The sequence below is a fragment of the Paenibacillus sp. P4_A7 genome (assembly GCF_056402455.1).
The window spans coordinates 1-12,012 of the sequence record NZ_JBFUHJ010000148.1; the positions used below are offsets into that span (position 1 = coordinate 1).

The following is a 12,012-nucleotide window of genomic DNA, read 5'->3' on the forward strand; positions in this document are numbered from 1 at the left end:
ACGTTTATACTCCGCCTATATTTTTACGAGAAACCGTTTGTCCTTAGACAAGGACGACGTAGTCGTTTCTTCTTATGTCGAATTATAGAATAGTGAACGAGTTAAAGAATAGAAAATGACAGAGGTGACAGTAGTGGAAGTGAAATTTTGTATGAGTTGTGGTCATGAACTGGAGCTTCGCGAGGTTGACGGTATACAGAGAATGGCATGCACACAGTGCAGCTTTGTTCATTGGGGCAGCTATAGCATTGGTGTCGGAGCTCTTGTCCGTAGAGGAGACAAGATCCTGCTGGTACGGAGAGCGCAAGAGCCTGGTAAAGGGTACTGGACTAATCCTGGCGGTTATATTGAACAGCTGGAGCCGATTGAGGAAACGATACGAAGAGAAGTTCTTGAAGAAAGCGGAGTGGAGGCTATTGTAAGAAACGTTGTAGCACTCCGCGATCAGCCTAATAAAATCCATAACGTCTATATCGCATTCGAAATGGAGTACGTTGGCGGTGAGCCTGTACCTGATAACGTAGAAGTGGATGCGGCAGGATTTTTCAGTATGGAGGAGCTCGAGACAATGAATGTGGCTGGCTTTACACGCTGGCTGGTTGATGTAGCTTTTCATGGCAAATCAGCAGGGTTAACCCGTGATGAAGATCCGGTTGTTCCGCTAAAAGGCTATGGGCTGTTTAGAGTCTAATCGATCTACTAGTGTAGCGTCACCACGATTATCAAGGATTGAATCGAAGTACAGTACTAGAACGATAGCGGCGGTTTAATTAGCTAGGGGGAACGCATCGCTGGCAGCGATGCGTTTCCCCTAGGCTATGCTTATTTGTTTGTTCGCCAAGCCAGTATGCCTGCGTTCATGCTCGTGCATGCCGCCAAAGCAGCTTCTGGTGTATTGAGCTCCTCACCCCATGCAACATAGTAACGGAATTCATAGAATCCTCCTAATGTCGCTTTAAAGTTCGTCTCCCAATAATTATTCATTGGCCATGAGTAGAGGTGGCCTGGATCATTTGCAAGCTCCGGATGTCCGTTTAGAAGACGATCCTCAAAGTCTAATGAACCGAGTTGCATAAGTGGTGTATCCGGCATTGCAATCGCAACACCTTGTGCTTCACTGACATACGCCACACCCTCATCCACACAGTAGAAATCGGCAAGGGAGCCTGGTAGTTGATCGATTCGCGGACGCAATGCTGCACCTGTTTTTTCAACCCAAAGCTGTTGCTGTTGTGAAGTAGGAGCACTTCCAAATGGAAGAGAAATGTATAGATTTTCTGGGTGCCATACACTTTCCTTATGCATGCGTACTGCAACATCGACACGAGCACGATTAACGTATGCGGTAACGAGCAAGGAATAATGATCGCAGCCATTTACGTTGTACGTCAAACGAACTTTAACGTTCAATTCTCCCTTTTCAACAACATCAACATTAATAAGTGTTCCYACAGAAGTAATGGCGTCAGGGCCTCGGCGATTACGTCCCATCTTGCGGCGCACATCATACATACCAAATTCATTTGGTGCTAGTGTTACATTGTATACAGGAGAAAATGGCTGGTGACGCCGGTCTGAGCGAAGCAGGTCCTTATTCGTAGCCTTGTCGATCCATTTCGTAATGCCGGCACCAATTTCCCATTCTAGTCGTACGAAAGGCGAATCAATAAATTTTGGCGTAACGTGAAGCTTCGGCGCGACAGGTGGAATAATATCCATCATACGATCAGATCCAACATAATCTGTCCGATACGCAGTTACAGCCTTTTGATTGTTAAGAGCCTTAATCGTCAAATGTACCTGTTGCTTAGGCTGAAGCGTTACCGGGATGGTAATGATGACACCGCGGGGCGCTGTAACCATTTGAGCCTCGTATTTGGTACCAGTTGCTTCATCTATGACTTCAAAGCCGTTCTTCAAATCCGAAAAATACCAGCCTTCCATAATGATCTGAGCATAATCCGTTTGTGCAAAGTCATATGGATTATACAACTCGAACTTCATTGGACGATTAGGAGCTAGCAAGGCATCGCCACGCGCTTCAAGGATGTCGTATAAAGCCGTATGAGCGAGTGAGCTTGCATGGGCAGCATAGGCTTCTTTCCTACAGCCAAGCTCCTGAACGAACGGATTCCAAGGCTCTGTGACAGAGGAATGATAACCCCATGTATGCTCAGCGAATAGAGCAAGCTCATATTCAATCGCTTCGATACGTTCTTTGGAAATAATCTCATATGCGGGATCTAGTTGCTTTACCTTCTTGTACACACGTTGTGCTTCCCGGAAAATCTGTGCATGCATCGGTGTAGATCCCGTGCCATCTGTCCACCAATCAGGCCAGTCGCCACGGAAGGTTTCAATTTCAGTTGGATGCTCCTCTGCATAAGCTCTAAAATCTGCAAAGAAATCGTCCAATGTCGCCGGTTGAATAAGGACGTGATCGCCATGCTTCTCATTCCAACGATTCACAAAATCCATCAATTCTGCATTTGGTGAGCCGTTATCGGTAGGAAGTCCGGACACCATAACCGGTACAAACGGGAAAGTATAACCATCAGTATCCAGTTGCTCTAAATAACGATCCATTCGTGCTTCGGCTACTTCAAAGTTTACGCCATTTCGGACATCTTGCTCATCACGAATCGTATAAGCACCGCCAATGCCAGGGATCAAACCGAGATCATTACCGAACATATAATGCTCGCCATTCCAAGTGAGAATACGATCTCCTTTAGGTGTTTCCCACCAGAAAGGCATCTGCTTCTTCCACAGAGGGAACAGGGAGTGATGGGTATGAATACATGTAATTAAATTGTCGATACCTGCATCCGCCAGCACTTGACTGTAACCCCAGCCAAAGCCAGTAATGTCTGCCGTCATAGCAGAACGGACAGGGGACCCAATCGATTTTCCGTAATCGGTAACGCGTTGAATCATCACGGAGAGCACATCTTTATCTATTTGCTCACTGAAATTGAGATAGGTACCGGAGAGACCGATATGCCCGTTCTTTACCGCTTGAGCGAATTCTTCTTTTTCTTCGTCAGTAGCTTTTAACAGGAACGATTCAATGGGCCAATACGTTTCGCATACCCACTTATAACCTTTCCAGTCAGGTCTAGTACCGCTCTCCATATCACGTACAATTTGCAGTGCCTGCCGAATATAGTTGACATGATATTGACGGATTTTTTCTTGACGCTCGGTATAGCCGATATCGGTGTGGGAATGTTGGATCGCATAAATTTTCCAAGTTCTGTTCTGTGTCATAGTTAAACTCCTTTCGGGATCTTTATAGCTGGGATTGAACATGCAGCTTGAAGCGGAATAAAGCATCTTCATCGTACCACGCTTGGAAGTTTGTTCCCCACACATTGTTATGCAAATTTACATGCATACCTCCAGTGAGCGAAGCGAATGTATGATCAAACTGGAGTAAGCGAGGCTCCCCAGGGCATACAAGTGCAGCATCCAAAGTATCAATACTAACCTTTCCGTCTGTAGCTGCATAGTACACACCTTGCTGTACCGCATGCATATTGCGATTCCCGCCTTGAACGACGTCCAAAGGAGAGACGAGCTGTCCGATTTTGTCCAGCTTCCATTGATTCGGATTGTTAACGATCGGATTAAAGCTCATCCAAGCTGCCTCAGGAAGGCGATATGCATCCTTGTCAAACCACTGCAGCTTGCATTCTACAGTATGAGTATTTTTCTTGAAAATATATTCGAGCGTTAAGTCTCTTGGAGCTCCCATGCGCTCGCATGCAGCTCTTGGCATACGCAGGCTTGCAAGCACAACATCTTGTTCTTTGCCATAAACAACGTGCAAGGACTGGAGCCTCGGTGTCATGATTTCATGAGCAATCCAATCTTTCGTTAAGTCCATACCTGGCTTTCCGAAATCTCCGGTTGCCCACACATGCGTGTGTTTCCATCTTAGGTGGTATTCACGATACCAGCGGTCATAATCGGCCTGTGAATAGGTCTCGTAAGAGAATAATCCGATAAGATTGTTAGGGCCAGCCCACTCTCGACCACGAGCATCCTTCAATCCGACAATAGCACCGTTATTCTCAAACACAACCTCAAAATCTCCTAGTGAATAAGGCTGGTCACTAGATAGGACAGTTGCATCTGGTAGCGCGCAGCGAGAAGGCTTTAACGCGAGTAGGGCAGTTTGTGCTTCAGCACGCCGTTCAGGGTGAAGGGCTTGTATCGCATTATCCAGGTATTCACGCTGCTCCTGCCAAGACTGCTCCATAAGACTAAAGGAACGTGCATTCAGCTTTTCTATGGCTTCATCACCAAACATTTCCATCATTTCGGCACGTGAATTGATTTCGTAGAAACGATATTCCAGTGGATTCAAGCAAATATTGACCTTGTCACGCTTGCGTGCCTGCCCGAAATCATCTTTATCATAATGAATATAATCCGCAAGATATCGTTTGATATCTAGTCCCCAGGTATGCTCAGGGATCATAATCAACTCATCGCAGAAATTGTGATACTCTTCGTCGCTCTCTGTAAGCGCCTCTTCTTGCAACCATTTACTCTTTAAGCGGAGCAATTCACGGTAGCTAGCTAATTTATAGGGATCTGTAGAAGAGCCATGAATCCAGCTGTCACCGATTTCTTCTTCCACGACAGGCAAGGCATCACGGAATTCCCATACTTTTTCGGCATACTGGTCTAATGTAGAAGCTTTAATCTCTGCATGTGGATAAACTTCTCGCAGCTGGGCAAACTCTGCTTCGATCTGCTCAACAGTGGAAGGCCCATGGTTATCATGAGTATGTGCGAAGTAAAGCACGTCGTTCAATCCATCAAGTTCGAAGGTTGAGCCGTAATCTTTACTGTATTGGACAACAATTTCAGAGCCGTCCGTATTTCGCCATAAGAACATTTCAGGGATGTGGGGAACATGGCTAGAAGGATTTACACCTAAATGCAAATACTTTAATCCAGCCTTCGCCATATGCGTAATTAAAGAGCGTGTATGACCAGGAACATCTGTCATTTTGGCAGCGATCGTCCGCTTGCCAAAACGTTGGTCAAGGCGCATCGCCATTTGGATGCTATAATCAAGCAATTCGCTATCAAGTAATTCGGTATACGAAGTAAAAGGAAGACCATGCCATCTTAAATAGTCTTTTGCAATCGCTTCCTCGACTTGCTGTTTAACTTCGTCTGTACCATGCTTTAATAGATAATGGATTAACCAGGAGCCCGTTGTCCAGATAAAGGAACCTTTCTCTGGATGCTCGTCAAAATATTTAGCTGTTTGAATCGCATTGGGGAAGAACAGGTTCATATATCGATCCGTAACATTTTTCGCGAGATCAGTGTAGCCAATATCCAAGTGTGTCTTGAATACAACGTGGATGTGTGTTGCGTTTTGTTTCAAGCTTATCGCTCCTTCCTAGTGGTTACGGGTTTATTGTATAGCAATTTATCTTATTTGACGTTTCAATTTATTTCTAATAGGATCTGAAACATATTGGTAGGAGAGGTAGTGTATATGGCGTGGACATGGAGATGTCAGGCGAATCCTTCGGCAGATACCTGAAGCGAGCGTTGGGGGAGAAGCTGATAGGGTTGTCGAATCTTAATCTGGCTGTAGAGCGAATTTTTCGATTGAAAGTTGAATTGGGCTTGTTTGAACGGCCGTATGTCGATCCAGCCATGGCAGAGCGCGTCATTGGTCAACAGTCCCATCGGGAAATGGCACGGCAGGTTGCGCGAGTAGGGAAGCATGACTTCGGTGAGGGAACGATCGATTTGAAGACAGGGGCAGTGGTCGTTACAGATACTTCATACTCAGTGATATGGGACTGTGGCGAAGGATTCGATCATACGCAGTAGAACTTGAGTAGAGTACAGCTGGAACTTTTACACGGTTATTACAAGAGCATATTGATAAAGGAGCTGCCGTTATTGAACAGCAGCTTCTCTATTACGAATGAGCCATTGTGGAAAGACGGTATATCTTAGAATCTATTTCTTCTTTACATGGTTCAAGGGAATTACGATTTTTCATGCTTTTGGCGCCATGCATCAAGCTGTTTTTGCACCTCTGCACGTATGTTCTCAAGTCCAGCTTTATGCATTTCATCATTAAATTTGGGCAGGAAGGTGTCGATATCGACACTGCCGGTCATGAGTAGAGGATAGTATTTACGCCATATAATTTCGAATTTCTCAATTTCATCATTCATCATGGATAGGTCAGGGCTAAACCCTAGTATTTTAGATTTTGCGACTTTGGCGTTATACGTACGGAATTGCTCCCATTTATCCAGAGGATCAGGAAAATCACCACCTAGTGTATTTAAGATAAACCAATTTCCTTGTGTGTATTGAACCCCCGCATAATTGGGAGCTTYATTCGTTAATGAATTTCCCTGATCATCCTTCGGTGGAATAAGAACAACCTGACCATTGTGATCCAAGTTGTAATGAATCCCTTCAATACCATAGTTAAATAGATTGCGCAGCTCGGAATCGGTATTTAGTAAATTTAAAAATGCGATACATTCTTCTGGATATTTTGTGTTTGCGTTAACAGCCATCATCCCTCCAAGCACGGAATCATTCGTCGCGATTTCACGAGTGACAGGATTCACTACAACCTTGTACCCCAGATCTTTACTCCAGACGCTATCGGATAGYGGTCCGCCGCTTCCGGCTTTCCAAAACACCTTAGAATCTCGTTGAAGCGCTCCCGGTTCACGCAATGCAGCATCTTGATTAATGAAGCCAAGCTGGTAGTAATGTCTGAGTGTTTTTAATATTTGCTTGGCTTCAGTGGTTTCGAAGATATTGACGACGGCTGCGGTTGGATCCAGCGATTGTATCATTAAAGGTATTTTATAATTTGTAATATATTCATATCCGTACATAGCAAAGAAATTGTGAGAGCCCTTGTTCAGCTCCATGGGAATGTAATCCGGTTCATTCTTTTGAATCATTTGTAATAGAGGCTCTAGTGACTCTAAAGTATTGTATTTTGAGATGTCGATGTTATATTTTTTTATCAATGATTCCGGATACATCCAGTTTTCAAGCACGGCTAGTTCCTTGTTCGTAGGAATGCCATAAATACTTCCATCGTTAAGCTTCGTGCCTTCCCAGAAGATTGGGTCAATCRCATCATACATCTCTTTGCCTTGATTCGTTAAATAATCATTTAGCTTCAACCAGGCACCGCGTTTTGCGTACGTTATAAAGTTAGGAGCAAAGGCGATATCAAATGAGGTGTCCGATGAGATCATGGTATTCAAACGATTCTCGTACTCTTCCCAGCCAATCTTAATATATGTGATTGTAATTCCAATCTTCTGTAGAAGAAGCTCATTGATCTTGTTATTGACAAGATTAAGATTCTTATCTGGATCACCAATCGTATAATAAACCAGGTTTACAGCCGATTCATTACGGGAATCGGGAGCGGTCGTATTCTGGTTCGTGCATCCGGTGAGTTGTGTAATGAGTAACAGGGCAAGGCCAACAATAAGGCAACTAAATTTATTCATGACATGTATCTCCCCGACACATTTTTTGTCCAATTATAAGAATTAATAAGTTTCACACTTATAATATGCTTATAATTCACCGCGAAACGAGCTTATGCCTTCAGAGGACGGCGCCAGCCGTTTACGCTTGAAATATAAGAATTAATAAGTTTCACTATTTATAATAGGTTATATTTTGACGAGAAACCGTTCGTCTTTAGATAAGGACGGCGAAGTCGTTTCTTCTTAAAATATAGGAAAGTATAAGTTTCACGTTTATACTCCGCCTATATTTCACCGCGAAACGAGATTATGCCGCCAGAGAACGGCGTCAGCCGTTTACGCTTGATTAAAGCTGGTTAACTTTTTTCGCGAAGATCAGAGGGTGATTTTCCAAAGTAATTCTGAAAATGTGTGTAAAAATAATTTAAGTTATTATATCCTACTGAACCAGCAATCCAATGAATCTTCTCATTTGTAGATAAAATTAACTCTTTTGCACGCTGCATGCGATATATCATCAAATACTCTGATAGCTTTATCTGTGTTTCTTTGATAAATAATTGCCCGAGGTAGGTGTTATTCATTTGTAAACGTTCTGCGACAGATTTAAGTGTGATGTTCTGGGCATATTCTGTCTTAACCATGAGTAGAATACGTCGTACTAACTTGGAGAGAGTATCATAAGGGACACCGAGTACAGGGTCCATCTGGAGTGAATCTTCATTTTGATTCCCAATTGTCCCATGGAGATCCGTAACAATAATATTCTCGATCACCTGTTGCAGCTTTTCACGATCCACGGGCTTTAGTAAATAATCCTTGACTCCGCAACGAATCGCTTGCTGAGCATAGTGGAAATCACTATAACCGCTCATAATGATATATTTTGTTGGAAGGTTTGCTTCATTTAGTCTTTGAATGGCATCGTATCCACGGTTTTTTCCTATGCACACATCAAAAATGGCGATATCAGGTAATAGCTGCATTGCTCTGGATACCGCGGCATCTGTGGAATTACAAGTTTCGATGTGCTCAAACCCGTAGTGTTTCCAATCCAGAATACGTTTCATTCCTTCTAGAATTTGTGGCTCATCATCAACAATTAACAGCTTGTACATTTCTAATCACCTCGCACCTCTTTAGAAATCTGTACAGAAATTTTAACGCCTGCTTCAGCATTGTTATCGATGTTTATGGAAAGGCCTTCCTCATAATAATATTTTAACCTAGTGTAGACATTATATAAGCCGATACTCTTCGTATTCGCGCCGTAGTTGCTCGATAAGGCATATCGAATATCAGCAAGCCGATCTTCCTCAATGCTGATTCCGTTATCGATAAATTCCAAGTTATAGAAATTTTTATCTTCCCAGCCTTTGACTATAAATAGATTAAACTCCTTCTCAATCGAAAAACCGTGAACGAAGAAGTTCTCAGCTAATGTTTGCATCCAAAACTTTATGGTAGGAAGCTCCAGAACTGAATCCTCAACATCGATTTGATAATAAAAATGATCAGGGTATTTAAACTCCATAATTTTAAGGTATTTTTGTAGCAGATCCAGTTCGCTTCCAATGGAAATAATATTGTCCTTCTGAACAATCTCACGATATAATGCACCTAAAGTAGCAATGGCATCTGCCGTATGCGCATCCTGATTTACCAATGCTGTAGATCGAATAACCTCTAGCGTATTATAGAGGAAATGTGGATTGATCTGATGTTGCAGCGCTTTCATCTCAGCTTCCTGCTGTTTCAGCTTGAGTACAAATTCATTGCGAATATGTTTGTCAAGCTGGTGGATCATATCGTCTACTTCACGCGCAATCATGCCGTATTCATTACGCCGATAGCGTGCAGGCTTATTACGGGTGAAGTCGGCAGTTTTCACTCGTTTAATGGATTGAATGATACGATGCAGGAAACGAGCATCGTCTCGAAGATTATAAACAACGAGCAGTAATACGCTGACCATAGCAGTTAATATGACGGAGAACAGCTTGAATAGCACAGAGCTCTGCTGTCGTATTAATGTACCCAAATCTATTGTGCTTACAAACCTATAATTAAACTTCGATGATGAAAAAGTGTCATAGAAGATCGGTGTCAACGAGTTATCAAATATAAATCCATGTGTATCCTTATTAGCAATGGCTAGTTGAACACTATGCTCTTGCTTTGTCTTCATATTACCACTGCCTATGAGATATACATCTCCAGCAGCATTAACGGCTGCTGCTTTACCAAGCTTATAATTGCTAACACTACTGAAAATTCGCTCGCTGCTAACTTGAAAGCGAATTTCACCTGATCCCTCTGAGCTTTGAAATAATTTCTTTCGAAATACGAAACCCTTTTGAATGCTTTCTTGGAATATTTCGTCTTCGTTGGATAAACCAAATTGGTAACTAGGGATACCGTTATTATCAAAAAGTATAACATTCCCACTCTGCGCTGAATGTACGCTGACTTGCATAATATCTCCTTGTGCCCAGTGATATAGGTATGTTTTAACATCTTCAGGGAAAGATAGAAGCTCCTCTTGTGAGTATGGGTTGTTCAACAGTCTATTAGTCAGATATTGACCAATGGTTGGACTCATAAAGTATTGAGTATCCTTCATTAGAGCCTGATTGGAATAAAGTCGCTGTAAATAAGCTTCTATGCGATCAGTATCGCTTTGGAAGTTATTCTCTATGCGAGAAAAAGCATTTGCAGCTTCGATTCGAGCGTTGCCAAGCGATTGATTGATCACGATTGCACTCGTCAACACCTGTAACGTTAATCCAACTAATACAATGAAGATCAGATATGCCCAAAACTTATTACGATAAATGGTTATACTCAAAAGAGTATTCATGCGGCACCTCAGCACAGGTAGGTAGTTATTATATTTTGTCTATTGAACGAAAAAAGTATAGGGTATAGTCATTAAACTATACCATATACTTTTTGTTTTTAGTGAGGCTTATTTGAAGTAATTATCAATTTGCTCTTGCGCTGCTTGCATAATTTTATCCATACCAGCGTTTTTCAATTCAGCAATCATTTTTGGAATAACTTTTTCAGGGTCAGAAGCACCTGTAATCAATTCGTATCTGTACTTGTCATAAACAGCACTAGCGTTGGCAATCTCAGTTTGGAGATCGGATACGTCAGCGGCGAAGCCTAGAATTGTTGAAGTAGAAGCCATTTCATTCAATTTCTTAACTTGCTCCCACTGATCGATAGGTGCACCTTTTGTTACTGCCATGTTGAAGAATGTACCTTGTGAGTAAGCAGGCAAAACCCATGTATCCGTTGTACGCTCAATCACTTTGTCGCCATCAACGCTCTTGAAGTCTACATCAAGCTCACCAAATGCAAGCATGTTACGTAGCTTTGTATCCGTGTTCACCAATTGTAGGTATTTCAATGCTTCTACTTTATATTTCGAGTTTGCAGAGATCGCGTTCAATGAACCTTGAATTGTGCTTGTTGTGTAGATAGGACCCAATGTTTTTTCCATTACATATTTCTCTACGCCGGCATTGATTTGCATACCAACCTCAGCACCTGGGAAAGCTTGTGCTGCGAAGAATGATCTGTATTTATCACCTTCTGCTTTAGTTGGAGCATCTGGGTTGATGATGCCATCCTTATACCATACGTGCATTTGCTTCAACTTATCCATAACATCTGGCTGTTCGAAAATAGAAACAACCTTACGTGAAGCATCATCAGTTTTAACACCAAGTGGTACGAAGCCTAATGTCATATCATCATAGTCGTTGAACATACCGTTAAGACCTTCACCTTGAGTAAGTTGCAAAGGATAGAAGCTCTTACCTTCGCCAGCTTTCATATCGCGGAAAGGCTTATCCAAGTCTTTCAGTGTCTTAATGTTCGCTACGTCGATGTTATACTTTTGTACTAGCTTATCATCATAAACCCAGTACTGTGTAAGTGAAGAGTCCTTGTAAGTTGGAACAGAGTACACTTTACCACCGATCTTAGTACCATTCCATACTTGCTCTGGAATTAAGTTGTATAGTTCAGGTGTTTCAGTTTGAACCAGGTCAGTAATGTCAGCAAATGCTCCCATAGCTACCTGCTTGCTGTATTTACCACTGTTTGTAAACATGATGTCGAATGGCTCGCCAGTGTTTACGATTGTGTTAATTTTTGAATCCCACTCGCCCCAGCTTGCAACTTTGATATCAATTTTTACACCGATTTTTTCAGCGGTATAATCATTCATCTTCTGGATCGCTTTTTCATAGTTTTCCGGAAGTGGAGTACCGCCGATTTGCCACCATACCAATGTTGGAACGTCTTTGTTAGCTGGTTTATCTGTGTTCGTTGTGTCTGGTGTCTTGCCAGTGTTCTTTGGTGAGTTGGAACCGCTGCAGGCTGCCATGACGGTTGCCAGTAATGCGATAATACAGATTGTTGATATAAGCTTGAACGATCTTTTCATCTGAAATCCCCCTATAAAAGTATGTTTTTGCGC

The 12,012-nt window shown here is 42.5% G+C and carries 8 protein-coding genes; 2 read left to right on the forward strand and 6 right to left on the reverse strand.

All coding sequences use genetic code 11. From position 1 onward, the window contains the following. Positions 1-133 precede the first annotated feature (133 nt). Entirely contained in the window at positions 134-691 is a 558-nt protein-coding gene (locus AC1DWN_RS17800; RefSeq protein WP_477560247.1) for an NUDIX domain-containing protein, read from the forward strand. Positions 692-822: 131 nt separating this feature from the next. Here the strand turns inward: AC1DWN_RS17800 and AC1DWN_RS17805 are convergent, their stop codons facing one another. Together AC1DWN_RS17805 and AC1DWN_RS17810 are read right to left on the reverse strand one after the other, a co-directional pair. After that, positions 823-3,270, reverse strand: a complete 2,448-nt coding sequence (locus AC1DWN_RS17805) for a glycoside hydrolase family 38 N-terminal domain-containing protein (protein ID WP_477560248.1) — start codon at positions 3,268-3,270, stop codon at positions 823-825. A gap of 22 nt (positions 3,271-3,292) precedes the next feature. Next, on the reverse strand, positions 3,293-5,410 hold the full coding sequence (locus AC1DWN_RS17810) for a DUF5054 domain-containing protein (RefSeq protein WP_477560249.1): 2,118 nt from the start codon (positions 5,408-5,410) through the stop codon (positions 3,293-3,295). A 119-nt stretch (positions 5,411-5,529) separates the two neighbouring features. Here AC1DWN_RS17810 and AC1DWN_RS17815 point away from each other — a divergent pair, with 119 nt between their 5' ends. Then, on the forward strand, positions 5,530-5,868 hold the full coding sequence (locus AC1DWN_RS17815) for a hypothetical protein (RefSeq protein WP_477560250.1): 339 nt from the start codon (positions 5,530-5,532) through the stop codon (positions 5,866-5,868). 161 nt (positions 5,869-6,029) lie between these two features. On the opposite strand, the gene AC1DWN_RS17820 is transcribed toward AC1DWN_RS17815, so the two are convergent. The 4 genes from AC1DWN_RS17820 to AC1DWN_RS17835 all read right to left on the reverse strand — a co-directional run bounded on the left by AC1DWN_RS17820 (position 6,030) and on the right by AC1DWN_RS17835 (position 11,979). Beyond that, positions 6,030-7,538, reverse strand: coding sequence for an ABC transporter substrate-binding protein (locus AC1DWN_RS17820; protein ID WP_477560251.1), 1,509 nt, complete (start codon positions 7,536-7,538; stop codon positions 6,030-6,032). A 338-nt stretch (positions 7,539-7,876) separates the two neighbouring features. After that, on the reverse strand, positions 7,877-8,638 hold the full coding sequence (locus AC1DWN_RS17825) for a response regulator transcription factor (RefSeq protein WP_477560252.1): 762 nt from the start codon (positions 8,636-8,638) through the stop codon (positions 7,877-7,879). A gap of 2 nt (positions 8,639-8,640) precedes the next feature. Next, complete coding sequence (locus AC1DWN_RS17830; RefSeq protein WP_477560253.1) at positions 8,641-10,380, reverse strand: sensor histidine kinase; 1,740 nt, start codon at positions 10,378-10,380, stop codon at positions 8,641-8,643. 108 nt (positions 10,381-10,488) lie between these two features. Continuing rightward, entirely contained in the window at positions 10,489-11,979 is a 1,491-nt protein-coding gene (locus AC1DWN_RS17835; RefSeq protein ID WP_477560254.1) for an ABC transporter substrate-binding protein, read from the reverse strand. Positions 11,980-12,012: the final 33 nt, after the last annotated feature.